This window comes from Rossellomorea sp. GAMAL-10_SWC (assembly GCF_049568075.1).
GTDB lineage: Bacteria > Bacillota > Bacilli > Bacillales > Bacillaceae_G > Gottfriedia.
Map to the genome: position 1 here is coordinate 307,313 of NZ_CP144911.1, position 19,021 is coordinate 326,333.

The 19,021-nt window shown below is 36.2% G+C and carries 15 protein-coding genes and 3 pseudogenes; 13 read left to right on the plus strand and 5 right to left on the minus strand.

From position 1 onward, the window contains the following. Positions 1-309: 309 nt before the first annotated feature. Together V5E38_RS01450 and V5E38_RS01455 are read left to right on the plus strand one after the other, a co-directional pair. On the plus strand, positions 310-741 hold the full coding sequence (locus tag V5E38_RS01450) for a hypothetical protein (protein WP_499211924.1): 432 nt from the start codon (positions 310-312) through the stop codon (positions 739-741). Positions 742-883: 142 nt separating this feature from the next. Then, a complete protein-coding gene (locus tag V5E38_RS01455; RefSeq protein ID WP_499211925.1) occupies positions 884-1,123 on the plus strand; it encodes a hypothetical protein in 240 nt (79 codons plus the stop codon). 109 nt (positions 1,124-1,232) lie between these two features. Here the strand turns inward: V5E38_RS01455 and adhE are convergent. Next, positions 1,233-3,372: pseudogene (adhE, locus tag V5E38_RS01460) on the minus strand (bifunctional acetaldehyde-CoA/alcohol dehydrogenase); the annotation flags it as partial. A gap of 3 nt (positions 3,373-3,375) precedes the next feature. Between adhE and V5E38_RS01465 the strand changes: the two are divergent. Together V5E38_RS01465 and pflA are read left to right on the plus strand one after the other, a co-directional pair. Further along, a pseudogene (locus V5E38_RS01465) lies at positions 3,376-3,630 on the plus strand (glycine radical domain-containing protein); the annotation flags it as partial. An 11-nt stretch (positions 3,631-3,641) separates the two neighbouring features. Further along, on the plus strand, positions 3,642-4,388 hold the full coding sequence (pflA, locus tag V5E38_RS01470; RefSeq protein ID WP_499211926.1) for a pyruvate formate lyase-activating protein: 747 nt from the start codon (positions 3,642-3,644) through the stop codon (positions 4,386-4,388). Positions 4,389-4,441: 53 nt separating this feature from the next. Here pflA and V5E38_RS01475 read toward each other — a convergent pair. Both V5E38_RS01475 and V5E38_RS01480 read right to left on the minus strand, forming a co-directional pair. Then, a pseudogene (locus tag V5E38_RS01475) lies at positions 4,442-5,259 on the minus strand (formate/nitrite transporter family protein). A gap of 227 nt (positions 5,260-5,486) precedes the next feature. Beyond that, complete coding sequence (locus V5E38_RS01480; protein ID WP_499211927.1) at positions 5,487-5,795, minus strand: hypothetical protein; 309 nt, start codon at positions 5,793-5,795, stop codon at positions 5,487-5,489. Positions 5,796-5,848: 53 nt separating this feature from the next. Between V5E38_RS01480 and V5E38_RS01485 the strand changes: the two genes are divergently transcribed. The 7 genes from V5E38_RS01485 to V5E38_RS01515 all read left to right on the plus strand — a co-directional run bounded on the left by V5E38_RS01485 (position 5,849) and on the right by V5E38_RS01515 (position 10,526). Next, complete coding sequence (locus V5E38_RS01485) at positions 5,849-6,394, plus strand: hypothetical protein (protein WP_499211928.1); 546 nt, start codon at positions 5,849-5,851, stop codon at positions 6,392-6,394. A 362-nt stretch (positions 6,395-6,756) separates the two neighbouring features. Next, the gene (locus tag V5E38_RS01490; protein ID WP_499211929.1) at positions 6,757-7,137 is read left to right on the plus strand and encodes a hypothetical protein; all 381 of its coding nucleotides are present in this window, start codon (positions 6,757-6,759) and stop codon (positions 7,135-7,137) included. A 195-nt stretch (positions 7,138-7,332) separates the two neighbouring features. Then, on the plus strand, positions 7,333-7,677 hold the full coding sequence (locus V5E38_RS01495) for an SdpI family protein (protein WP_499211930.1): 345 nt from the start codon (positions 7,333-7,335) through the stop codon (positions 7,675-7,677). A gap of 83 nt (positions 7,678-7,760) precedes the next feature. Then, positions 7,761-7,973, plus strand: a complete 213-nt coding sequence (locus tag V5E38_RS01500) for a hypothetical protein (RefSeq protein ID WP_499211931.1) — start codon at positions 7,761-7,763, stop codon at positions 7,971-7,973. 136 nt (positions 7,974-8,109) lie between these two features. Continuing rightward, a complete protein-coding gene (locus tag V5E38_RS01505) occupies positions 8,110-8,382 on the plus strand; it encodes a ribosomal protein L7/L12 (protein ID WP_499211932.1) in 273 nt (90 codons plus the stop codon). A gap of 172 nt (positions 8,383-8,554) precedes the next feature. Beyond that, a complete protein-coding gene (locus tag V5E38_RS01510) occupies positions 8,555-9,211 on the plus strand; it encodes a response regulator transcription factor (RefSeq protein WP_499211933.1) in 657 nt (218 codons plus the stop codon). Positions 9,212-9,215: 4 nt separating this feature from the next. Beyond that, a complete protein-coding gene (locus V5E38_RS01515; RefSeq protein ID WP_499211934.1) occupies positions 9,216-10,526 on the plus strand; it encodes a sensor histidine kinase in 1,311 nt (436 codons plus the stop codon). Positions 10,527-10,731: 205 nt separating this feature from the next. On the opposite strand, the gene V5E38_RS01520 is transcribed toward V5E38_RS01515, so the two are convergent. Next, positions 10,732-11,967 carry an IS110 family RNA-guided transposase gene (locus V5E38_RS01520; protein WP_499211935.1) on the minus strand — a complete coding sequence of 412 codons (1,236 nt, stop codon included), beginning with the start codon at positions 11,965-11,967 and terminating at the stop codon, positions 10,732-10,734. Positions 11,968-13,169: 1,202 nt separating this feature from the next. On the opposite strand from V5E38_RS01520, the gene V5E38_RS01525 reads away from it, so the two are divergent. Beyond that, positions 13,170-16,610, plus strand: a complete 3,441-nt coding sequence (locus V5E38_RS01525) for a LamG-like jellyroll fold domain-containing protein (RefSeq protein WP_499211936.1) — start codon at positions 13,170-13,172, stop codon at positions 16,608-16,610. Between the two features lie 190 nt (positions 16,611-16,800). Next, a complete protein-coding gene (locus V5E38_RS01530; protein WP_499211937.1) occupies positions 16,801-17,868 on the plus strand; it encodes a HupE/UreJ family protein in 1,068 nt (355 codons plus the stop codon). Positions 17,869-18,655: 787 nt separating this feature from the next. Here the strand turns inward: V5E38_RS01530 and V5E38_RS01535 are convergent. Continuing rightward, positions 18,656-18,880 carry a DUF3953 domain-containing protein gene (locus tag V5E38_RS01535; RefSeq protein ID WP_499211938.1) on the minus strand — a complete coding sequence of 75 codons (225 nt, stop codon included), beginning with the start codon at positions 18,878-18,880 and terminating at the stop codon, positions 18,656-18,658. Between the last annotated feature and the right edge of the window lie 141 nt (positions 18,881-19,021).

Consider the following 19,021-nt stretch of genomic DNA (forward strand, 5'->3'; position numbering starts at 1 on the left):
CGTTTTCGTTTCGGTTCACAGAAGCGTTGTTAAAACCCGCAACCATTTACCAAACAACCCGCGTGCTACTTCTCATTGTCGATATCGCACTCGATGCACTCGATCACCCCAAAAAAATTCGAAAGTAATGAATAGATGTACTAAAAGAGGGAATTCTAAACATAATTCCACATCCCACAAGTCCTGATTATCATCCATTTTTGGACAGTCGTAGCACACACGCCCATTTTTTGGGCGTTTTTTCATTTCCACGTTTGTTCTCCTTTATAATGATGGCGTATTGAACGAAAGGATGAAAGGGGAAAACTGATGAGACGCGTAACAACCTTATTAAAAGCAAAAAATGAGATTCTTCACACAGAATGTGAAAAAAAAGGGGTAAACCAACTATTATTCGACTTGCCGATCCAGTGGCAAATCCAAGCTGGTGAGAACATGTATGAACGTTTTTATGAAAAAGTGAAAGATTATTTTCTCAAAACAATCAAACCACTTGGTCTGAAAGACATTCAAAAGCTCAACAAAGAAATTGTAAAAGATTCATCAAAAAGCATTGAACTCGTACCACTTTTAACAAATGAAGCGATGAAAGAACGAAATGGCGATTTCCTTCGCGCCATCCATAAAAAATGGGATAAAAACGACTTATCTTTTTTCGAGGACTATCTCCCGTTTTCGGTAAAGGTGAAAACGAGTAATTACGAAAAAGTCGGACTAACCACAAAGAAACGAAGAAAATGAATAAGTAAGACTCCTATTCATTTTTTCTTAAATTAACTGAAAATGAGATGTTGCTCCAATGTGATTCTTGGTTGAAGGGAATACATAATTCATGAAAATCGTGACACACTAATGCTTGTTTAAATAAACAAGGGGTGTGAGCATGAGCAAATTTACACTTAAATGTGATTGGGTGGATTTTGAATACGAAAACGGTGATCGTCTAACAGAAGAGGAATTCGAAAGTATGGTTGGTGAAACCTTTCAAGCGATGATGGTAGATGAAAACAATTTCCCTCAATTTATCTGGACAGCTAATCATGTACTGATTGTCACAATAAGGAATCGATTTTTGGGCGATATTGAATTCAAAAAAATCCCTCGAAATCCGGCATGTGAATAAGAAAAAGCAGATAGAAATAGACTGCACCCCTTAAAATCAATGTTGCCCAATTTTCAATATCTACTTTAAGGGGTGCAGTCTATTGTAAGCCATCTGCTTTTTTGATTAGTTAGAATCCTCGATAAGCATTGAGGTAAACTTCTTCAAGTTCTTTAACAAGCGGTAATCGTAGATTCGCTGTTGTACATTGATCCTCGAAAGCTTTGTCAGCTAGATACGAAACTTTTTCTAGGAACTCGTTTTCATCGACGCCTTGAGCTCGAATACTCATTTCAATACCTAACTCTTTTCCTAGTTTTACGACTGCCTTAATTAAGCTATCAACGCCTTCTTCTGTTGTTGAAGCTGGTAACCCTAACATGCGAGCAATTTCAGCATAACGTTGGTCAGCGATGAAATACTTATATTTTTGGGAACGACACGAATTTAGTCGGCTTTTGAGAATTGTAACGGATTACGTGTGGCATTAAAATGGTGTTCGCACGTCCATGTGGTATGTGGAACTCCGCTCCAATTTTGTGAGCCAAACTATGGTTGATTCCAAGGAATGCATTGGCAAATGCCATACCTGCAATTGCATAAGCATTATGCATTTTCTCACGAGCCTCATAGTCGTTACCATCATTATAAGATCTTGGTAAATACGTAAAGACCATTTTGATTGCTTGCATTGCAAGCGCATCCGGATAGTCATTCGCCAAGACTGAAACATAAGCCTCAATTGCATGAGTTAATACGTCCATCCCAGTATCCGCTGTAATGGACTTTGGAACAGTTGTTACGAATTGGCCGTCAATGATCGCAACATCTGGTGTTAACTCATAATCAGCTAATGGGTATTTAACATTCTTCGCTTTATCTGTAATAACGGTAAACGGTGTTACCTCTGAGCCAGTTCCTGATGTTGTTGGAATGGCAACGAATTTTGCTTTGCGTCCAAGATGTGGATATTTATAGGCACGCTTACGGATATCTAAGAATTTTAATTTTGGTCCTTCTAAATCAGTATCTGGGTATTCGTAGAACAACCACATACCTTTTGCAACATCCATTGCTGAACCACCACCGAAAGCAATAATGGTGTCTGGTTCAAATGAACGCATACGTTCTGCACCTCTATAGACTGTCGCATCTGATGGATCAGGTTCAACATCGGAGAAGATTTCAATTTGAATTTTCTCTTCTTGTTTTTCTAAGTGGTATTTTATGACGTCAACATAACCAAGTTTGACCATCGCTGCATCCGTCACAATTAAAGCTTTCTTAATGCCTTGCATAACTTCTAAGTACTGAGTTGAATACTTTTCAAAGTAAATTTTAGGCGGTAGTTTGAACCAGTGCATATTCGTATTTCTTCTCCCTAATTTTTTGAAGTTTAACAAGTGAGTCGAAGTAACATTTGCAGAAACAGAGTTCTTGCCGTATGAACCACAACCCAATGTAAGTGAAGGGATAAACGCATTATAAATATCTCCAATTCCACCGTGAGTAGAAGGTGAGTTAAAGATAATACGATACGCTCTCATTTTTAATCCAAATTCCTTTTGGATTTCTTCACAACCTGTATGGATAACTGCAGAATGTCCTAGACCACCAAAATGTAAGATCTCGTCACACGTTTTAATTCCTTCGTCTTTTCCTTTAATTGCTGCAAGCACTGGACTTAATTTTTCACGCGTTAAAGGTTCCCCTACATGTTCACATTCAACAATCAATATTTTTGTATCTTGTGGAACATCGAGACCAGCTTTTGTTGCAATCTCGTAAGGTGATTTACCAACGATATCGGCATTAACCGCACAAGTATTTTCATTAATCACGAGACCTTCTAATTTCTTTTTCTCTTCTGGGTTTGCAAAATAACACTTATTATCGAGTAACTCTTGTTTTACTTGGTCATAAATAGCTTCATCAACAACGATTGTTTGTTCTGAAGCACAGATCATCCCATTATCAAACGTTTTTGACAGCATTAAATCATTACATGCTTGTTTAATATTAGCAGACTTTTCAATATAACAAGGAACGTTACCAGGACCAACACCTAGAGCTGGTTTCCCTGTACTGTATGCTGATTTCACCATACCTGAGCCACCAGTTGCTAAAACGAGTGAGACACCTTCATGGTTCATCAATTGTTTTGTTGCTTCAATTGAAGGTACTTTAATCCATTGAATACAATCTTCTGGTGCACCTGCAGCTACCGCGGCATCTAACAGAATGCGAGCTGCTTCCAAACTACAATTTTGTAACCAAAAGCGTTAGGAAAAGAACAAGAACAGCAAATCGGTAACTTAGTGTCTATTTTAGATGGGTATGCGATAAAATCCGGCCACCACTTAAATGTAAATGTATTAAATAAAGGGACATTGATGGAAGCGATGGAGCACCCTGAAGAGTATCCTCAATTAACGATTCGCGTATCAGGATATGCGGTAAATTTTATTAAGTTAACGAAAGAGCAACAACTTGATGTTATTAACCGAACATTCCACGAGTCATTGTAAGGAGGGATGATATGGTTAATGGAAATATCCAATCAATTGAATCATTAGGCACTGTTGATGGAACTGGTATTCGTTATGTAGTTTTTACACAAGGTTGTTTACTGCGCTGTCAATTTTGCCATAATGCAGATACGTGGGAGATTGGGTCAGGTAGAGAAGTAACGGTTTCTGAAATCATGAAGGAATTGGAAAGTTACTTACCATTCATTCAACCTTCTGGTGGTGGCATCACAGTAAGTGGAGGAGAACCATTACTCCAAATCCCGTTTTTGATTGACTTGTTTAAAGAATGTAAGAAAAAGGGGATTCACACAACAATTGATTCGTCGGGTGGTTCATTTAATGCGGAATCAAAAACGTATATGGAGAACTTAGATGAGTTATTAAATTATACGGATCTCATCTTACTGGACCTAAAACACATTAACCGTAAAAAACACTTAAAATTAACGGGGATGCCAAATAACCACATTATTGATTTTGCGCAATTATTATCAGAACGAAAAGTGCCTGTTTGGATTCGGCACGTTCTGATTCCAACCATTACCGATAATAAGGAAGACTTAACAAAACTTGGTCAATTTATTGGCACGTTGAATAATGTGGAGCAAATTGATGTCTTACCGTATCATAAGCTCGGTGTCTATAAGTGGAAAGCGCTTGGTCTGGAATATCCACTAGAAGGAATTGAAACGCCATCTGAGGAGCGGGTGGAGAACGCTGTTAGATTACTAAATGCATACAGAACGGTACATTAATCACAAGCAAAAGTAATAAACCTGCCTTCGTACACTCGGAGGCAGGTTAATACTTAAGAAACGCGTTTAAATTTTGATTTTTTATTTTCTAGCTCTTGTTCTTTCTTTTCATGATTTAAGTAGAAGTAAACCATTCCAACACCTATCGAACCACCGATAATATTCCCTAATGTAGCAGGAATTAAGTTGTGTAAGACGTCGCCAAATGTAAATGCTACTTCGTGCGGTAAAATCGCTGTAATAGCGAATACATCCATGTTTGCAATGCTATGCTCATAACCTGAGAAGAAGAAGACGAATACGAGTAAAAAGATCAGTAGTATTTTTGCCATATCGTCTTTCATGCGAGTTGGAATGAAACAAGCTAGACACACTAACCAGTTACATAAGATCCCTTTCATAAAAATATGAAACATCGATGCATGAATTTTGTGGTCAACGACTGCGTTTAAGAAATTATCAGAAGCGAAGTCTTTTGTCGAACCTGTTAAGTAGAATAACCCTGCGAATACTAATGCACCAATTAGGTTACCAGAATAGCAAGCAGCCCAGTTTTTCAGCAAATCCACTTTCGTTGTTTTCTTCGATAATGTCCCAACAGTCAGGTACATTGTATTACTCGAAATAATTCGCCACCACCATATATAATGAGAACTAATGCAGTTGCGAAAACGAAAGGGTATGCAATTGATGTGTAAGCAGGATTATTCACTCGAAACAATTCAGCTAACTTTACACACACAATTAAGACAAAACCTATATAAATTGATGCTAATGATGCTCTAACAAGATACTTTGTTAGACTATCCTCTAACATCTTCTTTATATTAAGAGCTAAGTCGATCATATAATTGATACTATCTTTTTCCATGAACTCACCTCTTGTTTTTATTGTTTACGTATCACAATGACATTATTAATATAAAGGAAAATCAAAATAAAAAACGTGTGAATTATGAATATTTGTGACAATCTTCACATTCGATAGTTTGCCAAGTAATGATAGAGCCAAATCAAAAAGAAAGTCCTTACACAACGAAGTGTAGGGTCTAATCGTAAAATACCTCTGTATCCATTTAAGGATGCAGGGCATGAATATTAAATATTACTTCGCTCTTTTTGATTAATTTCCCTTAGCTTTCTGTGAAGCCATTTTGTCCATATCAGTTCTTTACTAAATCTTGTAAAAAGGTCTATTTGTTGATATTCTACGATATCATGAACCAACTTGTCATAAACATCGTGAGTAAAAATCGATCGATCTAGGTAGATATTTAATTTGCAGAAATCCTCATATTCAGAATTTTTCTGAACTCCTTCAGACACGTTAACATTGGAATAGATATTTCTGAAATCTCTTTCTTTAAAACCACTCGCTCTAAATAAATCGTCAAACTGATTGGACATAGTAACACTCCTTTTTGTGTATGAACCGTTTAGCTATGGAGTACTTTACCATATTGTATATTTATTGCACACAATATTGCTGGGTTAATTGTTACAACTTTTTAAAACTTATTGAGATTCCAAATGGTGAAGATTACGCGCACCAGAAAAAAGTCAACTTTGTAGAAATGATTACTAAAAAGGACTTTGCTAGATTTGAATTATTAATTCCTAACAGTATAAATAGTAAAGAATATCGTGTTTTTGATTTTATCTATAATTATATAGGGGCAGAAAACTTCAACATTGAAAGAGATTCATATAAAATAATCCTCAAAATTAAACCGATATTTGTTCAAATGGATAAAGAATTGATAGATACATATTATGAAACAATTTTAATTTTAGAAAAAATATTAAAAGAAGGTATTGTTCAACTTAGGTATAATGGTGTGCATATTGGAACGGTTAATGAAAGTATTACGATTTATATTCCAAAAAGTATCAAAGAACAAATACGTGATCTGGCTAATGAATTGAATTTATCTATCGAAGATTACATTAAAGAAAAATTACTGAATCAACTAAAAGAAAAGGAACAAAATGAGGTACATATATAATAGAAAGAAAGTGGTGTAAAAATGAATGGAAGGAGTTGATTAAATTAACCTTTGATTTTGAAGTTGGGAAGGATCCACTACTTGAAAGTTATGTAGAACGTTTAATTGATAGTAGTTTTACTACTCAATATAGAATTGAATCATGCGTTTATTAAATAATAATTGGAGCTTTTTAAGCTCCAATTTTCTTTTGGATATAGGGACTTAACTTGAGAATTATGAACATAATCTTGTTCAACTAAATGACAGTTTAGTTGCTTAAGGATTATTGGAAATTCTATGAAAAAAGTCGAAATTCCCCCAAATTACAAAAATCGTTTAGTTGGTATAATTAACTTATCAATATATAAAGGGGAATATATATGAAAAAAATTATAAGTTTGCTTCTCTTTATTAGTGTATTTTCATTACTGATTGGATGTAGTGCAAATAAAAAAAGTCTTTCAGAATTGAAACATACAAAAATAAGTGAAGTTACGAAAATTGAAATAGCGAATGGTCAGAATGGGAAGAAAACCGAAATAACGGATCAGCAGACAATTAGAAATTTTTATAAAGATATTAAAGGAATTGAACTTGTACAAAACAACGACAATGATGTAAAAGGTTGGTTATACAGTGTTACATTGTATAAGAAACAAAAAAAGGTTTTAAGTTTTACAACTAGTGAGATTGTAGGAAAGACTGAACAAGATGATGAAAAATTTATTACTGCAATTGAAACATTATTGAATCAAAAATAAGTTTTCTTCAACTAAAGCATGCGATTCTTCAATAGAAGATCGCTTTTTCTTATACAACAAAATGGCAGTTTAGTTTAATAAGAATTGCTTCGTTTGTATCTAGAATGAATTTAATTTTAGTGTTAAAATTTACATATAATGGAAATTTTTAAAAGCTAGTATTCGAAGTAAATTATCTTAAATGGGGATGAGAGGGTGGAAAATATATCTTCGTTTGTCATTAGTTTATTAATTCCTTTTCTTATGATTATTATTGGGATAGTGAATAAAAAAAGAGCTCCTAAGAATATAAATCATTTTTACGGTTACCGTACCTTTCGTTCAATGTCTTCACAACAAGCTTGGGATCGAGCTCAGAAATTATTAGGGTATTATTCAATTAGATTAGGTATCTGTAATATTCCAATTAGCATATTACTTTTGTACTTCTTACCATTTTCATTAGACGTCGTTACTTTAATTAATTTAGGAGTAAGTATATTATTTTTATTTATTCCAATTTTCTATATCGAAAAGGATTTAAAGAGAAATTTTAAGTAACATAGCGTAGACCTAAAAATATGTATTCAACTAACGCATGCATTAGTTGTACAATTTGAACGACTGTCATCTGGGGGGATCATGTGGATGATAAATTAATGGAAATGTCATTTCCTGAACTTATCTCGAAATTAGCAGTAGCACCATTATTTATTTTGGTTGTAATATTTGCTATTTTATATGTAATTCTAAATAGAAAAGATAAAGGGTGTTTTAATTTTATATTGATAATAGGTTCATGGGTATATATTTGTATTTATGTTCTAGCACTGTATTTCTTTTTCTTTGGAAAATAAAATGCTATGTAACTAACGCATGTGTTAGTTGTACAAACACGAAAGGCTGTTTCGACAGCTCTTTTTTTAATTAAGTAACTGATATAATATGCAAAGAGATAAAGAAAAGATTTTTATAAATTGGTAGGGGATTCAGATGGAATATATGTTTATTGGAATATTGTTAGTCATTGTTTTTGTACTTATTACAACTGTTATTGATAAACTTAATAAACTAGAGAAGCGATTGAATAATATCAAGGCTACTTTAGACCAAGTTGCTAACGTATTAGAAGTACCTGAACATCCAATTAATGATGAATTGCGTAAACTTTTAAAAGAAGGAAAAGAAATTCAAGCGATTAAAGAAGTTAGAAATGTTTTAGGTCTTTCATTAATAGAGGCTAAGCAATATGTAGATGCTTTATAATCGAGATTACTAAACCTCCTTATTCAACTAACTGATGCAATAGTTGAACAAAAAGAGTTGCTTCGGCAACTCTTTTTTAGTTTAATCATTTTTTTAATTTGAAATTTCCAATTCATTCTTACCAAATTCTTACAAAGTTTTTGTACAATTATTCATAAGGAGTGAGAATGACATGGAAATACGGATTTTAGTTGTAGAAGATGATGTAAAGATTGCTCGATTATTAGAGCTTGAATTAAATCACGCTGGTTACAATGTAGACTGTGTTTATGATGGACTTAGTGCGTTAAGCATTTTGCATGAATATGATTTTGACTTAGTTTTGTTAGATATTATGATGCCTAACCTAGATGGAATGGAAGTTATTAATGAGATTCGAAAGTACAATTCAGAACTACCTGTAATAATGTTATCAGCAAAGGGACAGATTCAAGATAAGATTAAAGGTTTGGATCATGGAGCAAATGATTACGTTACAAAACCATTTGTTGTAGAGGAATTGCTTGCGAGAATAAGAGCTTTTTTGAGAAATAGAAAATGGACTAATACGGAACAAATTGGAGAATTACTTGTAAATTATAGAGAAAAATCGGTTATGAAAAATGGTAAGGAGACAGCACTAACAGAAAAAGAGTATTCATTATTAAGTTATTTTTTACGTAATCGAAACGCAGTCCTTTCAAGAGAACAAATTCTAAATGCCGTGTGGGGAATTGATTTTGAAGGTGAAATCAAAATTGTGGATGTGTATGTAGGCTATCTAAGGAAGAAGTTACAAGAAAATCGATTAGTAACTATACGGGGTAGTGGCTATCAATGGAAGGAATGATCTGATGAAAATGAAAACGAAGTTAGTATTTGTTTTTAGTTGTATTTTGATTCTATGTACAGTAGTTGGTAGTATTGCAATTTATATAACGACCTATAATCATGCTATAGCGCAAAGCTCTGTTGAAATGGAGAATAATTTTAAAGATATAATGAATGACATAACTTTAGAAGATTGGGATAAAGGTAATGTAAGTGCAGGACTATTTTTTAATGAAGGGTATATGACTGTTTATAAAAAAGATAAAGTTTTATATAAAAAAGAATTTCATGGTGGTAGACCAGGTGAGGAAGAAAAAATGAATAAGGTTATAAATGGCCAAAAGTATAGCAGATATTTAGGGCCGTTTATAACATCATTGGGAATGTCTATAAGCCAAAAAACGAATGATTATTCTGTTGTATTTACATTTTACAATCGCGATCTCAATGAAATGTTAATCCACCTTCAAAAAGTTTTAATAGAAGTTACAATTAGCATTATTACACTCGGGACAATATGTATCTATGCATTTATTCATTTTTTATTTAAGCCAGTTAAAATAATTATCAATACAATGAACGAGATTACGGAAAGTGAAGATTTAAAGGAAATAGTATTGAAACATAAACGTGATGAGTTAGGTCAAATTGTAATAGCATTTAATACGATGATTCTTAAAATTAAAGACATGATAAAGAGACAAGAATCTTTTGTCATTAATGTTTCACACGAATTAAAAACACCAATTACAATTATTGAAGGTTATGGAAAATTATTGGAGCGATGGGGATTAGAAAATCCAGAAATTGCTAAAGAAAGTATTGAACACATTATTGAAGAAACTAATCGAATGAAGAACGGTTTAATAGAGCCTATGTTGCTTTTAACGAGTTTAAAAAAACGAAGTATAATTAACGATACGATTCAGCTGGATTTATTAGCAAAAGGAATAGCAAAGAAATTCGAGGTTATTAGCAAAAGGAATATAGCGATTAAAGGTCAGGGAACCGTATATAGTAACAGAGAATTAATAGAGCAGATTCTTTATATTTTTATTGATAACTCGATTAAGTATAGTAATTCAATCATAGAAATTATGATAGATGATAATTATATTTGCGTCAAAGATAGTGGATCCGGTATTTCAGAAGAGGATATACCCTTTATATTTGACCAATTCTATCGTGGTAATAAAGAACGTTCTGATAAAAAAGGTGTGGGACTTGGATTGGCGATCGCCAATGATAGTGCGAATTTATTAGGAGCTAAGTTAGAATATAAAACAAATCCAAAAGGTGGAAGTATGTTTAGTATTCTATTTCCAGAAAATTAACTTTAGTTTTAGAAGAATGGAATATTATGAGAACGGTTTAAAGATTAAAATAATATACTCCTTATTGAACTAAACCAGCTAATAGTTTGTCAATAATTTTCAATAAAAAAAATATGTGACTCATGTTATACTATTTTTGACATGCCAAATAACCTTCCCATTATTTAAAATCGGAAGATTATGGTAATTATGGTTGTTTCAGATTTTAAGCTAGATCTTGGAAAGTTGTTTTGCTTTTTAACAGGGCATAAATCCAATGTAATAGTTTGTTTACACAAGCAATAACTGTTACTCTAAATGGTTTTCCTTCTTCACGCTTTTTATCATAAAATTGTCGCATTCGTTTATTTCGTGGGATGATTTCGTCTGTTGTTTTGGTCTTACGATTATCACGAATTGCACACCGAACAGCCATGAATAACGCATGCCTCAATCGGCTAGAGCCACGTTTTGTAATACGGTTTCTACTGGCTGTGAATTTACCAGATTCAAAGACACTCGGGTCAACACCAGTGAAAGCCACAAGTTTTTTAGGATTATCAAATCGATCAATTTCACCAATTTCAGAAATAATCGTTGCCGTGATTTTTTTTCCGATACCTGGAATCGATTGGATGATAGTATATTCTTCAATTTCTTTTACGAGGACATCTATCTCTGCTTTCAAATTGGATAGATGTTCTTTGTATTGAAGAACCATTTTAATATGCATTTCAAGCGAAATAATAAGACTTCTATAAAGATTAACTTGAAACGGATTTTTTTCAGCCGCAGTCATTAAAAGCTTAGCTCTTTCGTTTGCCCATTGTTTAGAACGACTAGTACACAAAGATGCGATTCGTTTAGCTAGTTGATCTTCACCTGCTTGTAACACAGCCTCAGATGAAGGAAACTCTAGTAAAGTTAAGAGCGAAACATTAGAATACAAATCTCCAAATACACCTCGATATTCAGGAAACACTTGATCTAGAATCGCTAAAAAATGTAGTTTTGCCTGAGAACTAATACCCGTTAAATGATCGTGCTGTCTCGTTAAGTTTCGTAGGTTCAGTAATTGTGCACCACGTTTTTTATATGGCTCTAACTCTTCTTTGTAATACAGCTCGCAGAGGTGGTACGCATCGATGACATCAGTCTTTACTTTTCTTAAACTCGAGCTTTTAGCTCGATAAGAGATTAATGGATTAATAACGATATAAATATAATTTAAGTTGTCTAAGAACTGCATAACAGGTGAATGGTAATGTCCTGTCGATTCCATTATTAATACTGGTTTTGTATTCGTTGTTTCTTCGATTTTCTGTAAGAATTGAAGTAGCTGCTCAAAGCCTTCAACCGTATGTAAAATCTTAAAACTTCTTTTAAAAGGAGTCTCCTTATCTAAAAAACCTTGAATCTGACTTTCTCCTTTTGCGACATCCAGACCAACTACTGGATTCATAATTATCTCCTCCTAAATAAATTTATCGGTTCCCCTAATACTCCCTTATAGTGTCATAGGTTCGCTTGTTATGCGGGTCCTTGTCCCAACCAGCCCAAAGCATGTTTCTATAAGTAGGGGGTGAACTGTTTAGTTGACGGGGTCTAAGCCCCACGCAAGCTTCGTTCTGCCCCGACTACTTTAATCATAAAACCATATAAAAAATGGTCAACCAGAAATTTAACTGGTTGACCTTATAATACGAACGCATGCGTAAGTTCAATAAGAGTGGATATAGAATTCCTATAATTTAACAGATTTACGCAAAATCTAGACCAGAAATGTTACCAGCATTTCTGGTCTCTTTTTATTTTTTTCTCTGAAAATAAGCATGTTTATATCGAAATTCCCCCAAGTTTGATTGAAACTCTTTAACCCCAACGGTTTTAAATCGTTAACAAACGAGTTGATGAGAAGAATCAAGAATATGTCAAACCTTGCCTGGTAATGCAATTGAAGCCTGGTAACATCCCACTTCGCGTGTGTGTAGCTATTCTATGATTATTATTATAAAAGTTTTTTTAAAAATTATTTTTTATTATTTCTAAGTAAAAAAAGTGAAATTCCCCCAAGTTTGATTCATAACACTTTACACGAAATCTATAGTCTGTTAACAAACCGGTGCTACTATCTGTACAGGGTCACCTAGAGACGGTTGTTTTCGAATTGTGTCGAAAGGATGAGAAAACCCAAGAATAGGACAAGTCTTGCCTGGCAATGCACTCGAAGACGGTATCATCTCTCTTTCTAAGTATACTTCTATTCTATGGTTATTTTTAAAAAAATAGGAGGTGGCAGCTTTAGTCCAAAGGTGGAACGGCCCTCGGTTGATCAAGTATTAGGTTCGACAGGAATAGGAAGAAACACAAAATCGAGCGGAGAACGATTATGAAGAAATGGCGTTTGGAGTGACAGTTTGAGAATAATGTCCGGTCAATTGAATGATCAGTGAGTTGATTTGTAAAATTGGGTGGAGATCTTGTAGCAAGAGTTGTAAAAGATCAATGCTTGCGAATTTAGCTCAAAAACTGTCCATTAAGGGAGGTACAACAAAATTCGATGTTAACGTGGGCCTATGTTAATATACGAATTTTTCCATCTAAGTAAGACTACAAAAGGCCATTTCATAATGAGTATTACAAAGAATAACAGGAGGTTTAATTATGCTATTTCTTAAAAGATTAAAAAAGCCATTTCTATCTCTTATGCTGGTGAATCTAGCCCTGACGGGTGTAGTAGGCATTACTTCGGCAGAAAGCTCTGCAGCAGGGGTAGAAAACACTACGGAAGATCCTATCTTCAGCTTCATGTCAATATCGGACACACATAGCGATACGGGTAAAACGGTTAAAGCTGTAACGGATGCTGTTAATAATAATGCCAGTGCAATCGTTTTATCCGGGGATATAACCAATGTAGGGGATAGCGGTGAATATGACGCCATAAGAAATGCTGTCAATTCCGTAAAAGATCATCCGCCGGTGTATTATGCAATTGGAAATCATGAATATGATTGGCAGTCGGATTTTAATGTAGCGAAGAACAGATTTATACAAAAGGCAGGAATACCAGAAAATAAGGTGTATTACCACCGGGAAGTACAAGGCTATGACTTCATATTTTTGGGAAGAGATGAAAAGCCGATCAATTACTCGTATATGTCCAACGAGCAGTTAGCCTGGTTGGAAAGCACGCTTGCTGCAAATGCAGTTCCGGACAAGCCGATTTTTGTGTTTGCGCATGAGCCTATTTACCAAACCGTATCCAAGTCATATGCTTCGGATAATTATGCTTATGCGAGTAACCCACAGGAACAGAAGCTCAAACATATCCTTGAAAAATATCCACAGGTTGTTTTGACAACGGGACATCTTCACGACGATATTAAGATACCTGGCAACTTGTACTCTGAAAAATTCTCAGCATTAAGAGACGGTGCCGTTTTGAATAGTCAAGCTATGATTTTTGAAGTATACAAAGACAAGGTGCATCTAAAGGGAAGGGATGTAAATACAAAAAAAACCGTATGGGAAGCTACTATAAGTATGCACCCGAATACAACCGGCATGTATGAAGCCGAGGAAAGTGTGTTTGCATATGCAACCTCTGGCGACGACATAAATCTGTCGGGCGGCAAGTATGTGAATATGAACCATGGAAGCGCATATATCGAATCGCACAAGGTTGACGGAGGAGATTCTGGCGGCAATAAAATATTGAAAATAAGGTATGCTACCGATGCTGCCAATGTTGCCAAGGGATTATATGTAAATGGAGCCAAAGTACAGACACTCAGCTTTCCGACTACCGGAGGCATGAACTCGTATAACGATTTGGCGGTACCTGTTGAGCTGAATCCGGGTCCAAATAACAAAATCGTCATAAAAAGCGATGGCAATGCAGCGAGCGTGAATATTGATAAAATCCAAATTATGGATAGTAACAAGCCTAGAAGTATGTGGGGATTTAACGGCAATGGCAACAACAGTATCAAGAATGGGATTAATGCAACCTTGCATGGAAGTGCTGTCTCTGATAAGACGGATAAAATGGAAGGTTCAGCTTCGCTAAGCCTGAACGGTGCTGAGGGTAATTATGCAAGTGCAGATCTTGCATCCAACAAACAGAACAATTTAACTCTATCAGCCTGGGTGAAGTGGAATGGTGAAACTTCGGAATCGCAGCAGATCTTGTCCAATGGCGATGGCCTTAGTAACGGTTATTCCATCGTACTGGATCATGAAAAGGGCGATAAGGTATCAATCGTGATCAACGGTCAGACGATTCTGGGATCTCAGACTGCTTTGACTGCAGGACAATGGACTAATATTACTGCGGAAAGAAGAAACGGCACCTGGGAGCTTTATATCAATGGCAAGAGCACCCCGGTAACCAATAATACAACAGATCCTTCAAAGCCTACAACGGGAACGTATATCGGTGCAGACAGTAGAGGCCAACAAAGCTTCAATGGACGTATTGATGCAGTAAGGATTTACAATCAAGCACTGTCTACCGATCAGATCATGGCAATGGCCAACGAGACTTCTGACGTTAAGTTGCAAAGCCTCGAAATAACTAAACTGCCAACAAAGTTAAATTACTTGCCTGGGGATTGGCTTAATATTGATGGGCTGATTGTGACAGGCACTTACAGCGATGGAACAACAAAAGTGGAGAACGTAACGGTTGATAATATTACCGGCTTTAATAGTTCCATTCTTAATGAAGGGCAGCAAGTGACTGTGGCGCTAGGTGGAAAGACAGCCAACTTTAATGTAAATATTTTAGATGTATTGCCTGGTTCAGCATCGGTACCAGGAAGGATAGAAGGTGTAAGCTATAATTCGAAACAGGGTATTTTACTTAAAAATCTTCCTGCTAATGATGGCGCACTCACATGGATGGTGCATCCTCTAAATAAAGGCGACTGGATGGAATATAAAGTAGATGTGAAAAGTTCGGGAACCTATCAATTAGCTTACAGGGTTGGAACAGCACCGGATAAAACGGGAGAGGTTGAATTCCTGGTAGATGGAGTACCTCAAACGAAAACTTCGTTCTCAAACACGGGTGGTTGGTATACTTGGGGCAATAGAACTGCTGATTATGTCAAGCTGAGTGAAGGCCCACATAAAATAAGGCTGAATGTAACTGAAGCTTATTGGACTCTGCGCTGGTTTGAATTGACGAAGGTTGAAGATAAAACATTAAACAGCATCACAGTACCTGCTGACTTAACAGATGTGGCAATCGAAACAGTGAAGACAGCTGAAGCTCTTGGATTGCCTCCTAAAGTAGCCCTTGTAACCGATAGGGGAAATGTGGATGCAAGTGTGAATTGGGATGTAAATAGTGCAAGCTACGATCCAACTGCACCGACGGCGCAGAACTTCACTGTAACAGGAAAAGTAACTCTGCCTATTGGAGTTACAAACCCGAAAAGCATTCCATTGACAACAAGCATTAGTGTATCTACAAGGGCTGCCGAACTAGTAGCCCACTGGAAGTTCGATGAAGGCTCCGGTACAACCGTCGGCGATTCTTCAGGCAACGGCAACAACGGAACTCTGGTTAACAATCCGACTTGGACCGATTCGGGCAAAGGCGGAGCTCTTGCTTTTAGCGGTGGCTCAAGGGCCGAGTTCAACTCTTCGGCAACTTTGAATAAAACAGGTGACGAGTCCGTGTCGTTTTGGTTCAAGACTTCTCAGCCTGCAACCGGCACCACGAGCATTTTCCGTCAAAGTAATCGTTTCACGGCCCTCCAGTTGGCAAGCGGTCAAGCTCGCGTGGCCTATTGGCCCAACGCTTCATCCAGTTATAAAGCGCTGTATACTCCATGGACTTACAACGATAACAATTGGCATCATTATGCGGCTACTTACGATCATTTAAATGGTCTGAAGATTTATGTCGACGGTAACTTAGTGGCAAGCAATACAACGAATCTCGGACCGCTTCCGACAGTAACGAGTAAAATCATGATGGGAGCCAATGAAACCGGCGGTGAAGCATACAATGGATTGCTTGACGAAGTTCGTGTATTTGACCTGGCGTTGACTCAGGACGAAATAAGGCAATTGTGTGATCAACAACCGTAAAACGTAAAAATATTTTCTGAGGGTTTCAATTTACTAAAATAAATACGATTCGCTCAGGGGATTAGATTTAAACTTTAATGAAAAGAGGTCCCACGGCAAAATATTTGTTACGGGACCTTCAATATTTATTGACACAATTACGATTCCCTCAAGGGATTAGATTTAAACTTTGATGAAAAGAGGTCTCGCTTTGAAACTACGTGCATTCCTGTCCTTGTTCATAGTCACCTTAGTATTTTGTGCGAATGCAAGCACTTCATTTGCCCATACCGACAAAAGTAGGGGTTACTCGATGTTAAACATTAAAGGGAAAACGATAGACTATGAACTTTTTCTTGATCAAACAGACATGCTGGAACAATTTGATACCAACAAGGATAAATATCTGGAGAACGAGGAACTATCCTTGCAGAAAGAAAGAATCGAATCAGTATTACAGAAAGATCTTCGTATAGTTGTGGATACAAAGCCCTTAACGATGGAATTGCTTTCGATGAACGTGGAAGAAAAGGCTTCCACGATGGGCGTAGTGCTTAAATTAAGGTTAACCGCTGATGAGCCGATCGAACAATTTAATCTTCATTACAATCTGTTATTTGAAAATGCGCCTCGTCATTCGAGTGTACTCTTGGTCCATTCAGGGGAATATTTCTATCAGAACATTCTTGATATCAATAAAAAAGATGTTCAGATTTTCATTGCTCAGCCTGATATTGAATCCGTTCTATGGAAATACTTTGTACTTGGAATCGAACACATTTTGACCGGGTACGATCATTTGCTGTTTTTGGTGTCCTTAGTATTAATCGCAACTCGCTTCAAAGATGCGTTGAAAATTGTTACTGCTTTTACAATCGCCCACAGCTTTACACTGTTATTGGTGGCGTCGGGCCGCATTCACGTTATCCCGTCCTGGGTCGAAGCCTTGATTGCCCTGACGATCTGTTATGTAGCAGTGGAAAATATGTTTGTACAAAAGGCGAAATGGCGGTGGCTATTGACGGCCTTATTTGGCCTGATTCACGGCATGGGCTTCGCCGGGGCTTTGGCCGATACGGGTCTTCCAAAGAGCAATCTGATTGGCTCACTCCTGACGTTTAATTTAGGTGTGGAAGCGGGCCAGCTCATGTTCCTATGCCTAATACTTCCCTTCTTGCTATGGATACGTCGGTTCTCTTGGTATCGTAAAATGATGATATCAACGTCTTGCCTTATTTTTGCTCTGGCATTTTATTGGTTAATTCAAAGACTGCAATGAGGCCATGATTAGTATATGGTACATTTGGATCGATTATTTTTCTTTTATTGGTAATTGAACTGATAAAACAATTAAGAAGCTAAACTTGAAGATAAGTTCTTAAAGCTAACGCATGTGTGTGCGGCCGAGCCTAGGTCGTATCATATAGCGGGTGGGATTCCCGTCGAGTAATAACTAGCCGTTCACTCGTAGCGAGTCTTGGAGGGCTAAAGGTAACTTTAGACTTTAAGCGTAGACAGTTAGGTTGCGGGCCGAAAGCCAAATGGTTGAAGGGATTGAGCTTCAAAATGTTAGTAAAGCGAGAGGGCTGATGCCTTACGCATAGCAGAAAACAATATTTTACCTTTCGTTAAGGCAAGAATGGTAAAGCCTCTCCGGAGTCAGAGACCTTGGCACGTAACACATTGATATGATACGGCAACTCGGGAGACCCTACCGGTCTTTTCATTTAATAGAAGAGTATGGTGTACAAGCGATAACAAGTAAGGAAACCAAATGCCGATGTAGGGAGTCGGATAGCAGCGTAGTACCTATGAAGTTGGGTAATGCTGATGGAGGAAAGGCTGCTACCAAAGTATCACCCTTAAGAAGGACACATTTACTACACACAGAGGTAGAATAAATGGAAACAAAACTACTAAGAATAGCAGAATAAAGTCTGATAGAAATTAGCTGAGTTCTGTAAATGATAATTTGGAGGAGCCGTGTGCGTTAATAGCGCAAACACGGTTCTAGGAGGGGATGGAGTTCGATTTACCGTGAGGTAAAAAGACTCCTTTCTACTCGACTAGTTCAATAAGAATGTATAAATAGACACGAATATATTGAACCCAGATACAAGTATAAGTGAATAATTAAGAGGTTTTCGTTTTTCTTGCAAACCCATTATCAATAACATTACTCCTAAGAAAAATAACATATATGGCATTACAACAAATCTATCTGTTGTTAAAGCATATACTGCTAAAACAAATGCAAATAGTCCAAAAACATTTTTGAATATTTTTAACAAAGAACTACCTCCTTAATAAAAAATTTAAATGAATTCTAATTAAAATTCTACCATATTATTCCAATTTTGTGTTTTAAACTTCGCTAATTAACCTGCCAGTTTTTTCAAAAAAAAAAGCCGCATATGCGACTCTTGATCTTG

Excerpts from the sequence above, each read along its gene's own strand:
- V5E38_RS01450 (WP_499211924.1), top strand. The coding sequence starts at position 310 with ATGAGACGCGTAACAACCTTATTAAAAGCAAAAAATGAGATTCTTCAC.
- V5E38_RS01490 (WP_499211929.1), top strand. The coding sequence starts at position 6,757 with ATGAAAAAAATTATAAGTTTGCTTCTCTTTATTAGTGTATTTTCATTA.
- pflA (WP_499211926.1), top strand. The coding sequence starts at position 3,642 with ATGGTTAATGGAAATATCCAATCAATTGAATCATTAGGCACTGTTGAT.
- V5E38_RS01505 (WP_499211932.1), top strand. The coding sequence starts at position 8,110 with ATGGAATATATGTTTATTGGAATATTGTTAGTCATTGTTTTTGTACTT.
- V5E38_RS01510 (WP_499211933.1), top strand. The coding sequence starts at position 8,555 with ATGGAAATACGGATTTTAGTTGTAGAAGATGATGTAAAGATTGCTCGA.
- V5E38_RS01515 (WP_499211934.1), top strand. The coding sequence starts at position 9,216 with ATGAAAATGAAAACGAAGTTAGTATTTGTTTTTAGTTGTATTTTGATT.
- V5E38_RS01455 (WP_499211925.1), top strand. The coding sequence starts at position 884 with ATGAGCAAATTTACACTTAAATGTGATTGGGTGGATTTTGAATACGAA.
- V5E38_RS01520 (WP_499211935.1), bottom strand. The coding sequence starts at position 11,967 with ATGAATCCAGTAGTTGGTCTGGATGTCGCAAAAGGAGAAAGTCAGATT.
- V5E38_RS01480 (WP_499211927.1), bottom strand. The coding sequence starts at position 5,795 with ATGTCCAATCAGTTTGACGATTTATTTAGAGCGAGTGGTTTTAAAGAA.
- V5E38_RS01525 (WP_499211936.1), top strand. The coding sequence starts at position 13,170 with ATGCTATTTCTTAAAAGATTAAAAAAGCCATTTCTATCTCTTATGCTG.